The organism is Aquimarina sp. AWH4_224 (assembly GCF_056160245.1).
Map to the genome: position 1 here is coordinate 1 of NZ_JBSWWU010000053.1, position 486 is coordinate 486.

Annotated in this window: 1 protein-coding gene; it reads left to right on the plus strand. The window is 39.1% G+C overall.

The annotated features are described in order from the left end of the window. On the plus strand, positions 1 to 446 hold a 446-nt coding region (locus ACXAGJ_RS24655; RefSeq protein ID WP_474843847.1), incomplete at its 5' end, for a type IX secretion system membrane protein PorP/SprF. Positions 447 to 486: the final 40 nt, after the last annotated feature.

Below are 486 nucleotides of genomic sequence, written 5' to 3' on the forward strand. Positions count from 1 at the left end.
TGGGACTTAGTGCTCCTAATTTGTTAGAGACGGATCATTTTGATGAGAGTACTACAAGTAGTTCTAGTGAAGCGGTTAGTTTTTTGGCCGAAGAGCGTATCAATTACTATTTGATAGCGGGCCATGTTTTCAATATTACGGATGACCTCAAATTTAAACCAGCATTATTGAGTAAATTAGTTTTTGGAGCACCGTTACAGGTTGATGTTTCCGCAAACTTTTTGTTGTATGAGCGTTTAACTTTGGGAGTTGCTTATCGTTGGAGTGCTGCAGTGACGGGTCAGGTTGCTTTCCAGATTTCGGATTCGATGATGATTGGTTTTGCCTATGATAGGGAGACGACCGAGTTGGGGCAATCGCAGTTTAATGATGGGAGTTATGAGGTGATGTTACGCTTTGAGTTATTTAAGAAATACAATAGAATGCTGACTCCAAGATTCTTTTAATAGTAGAGATATTATAACCTAACCATTGATATGAAGAGAG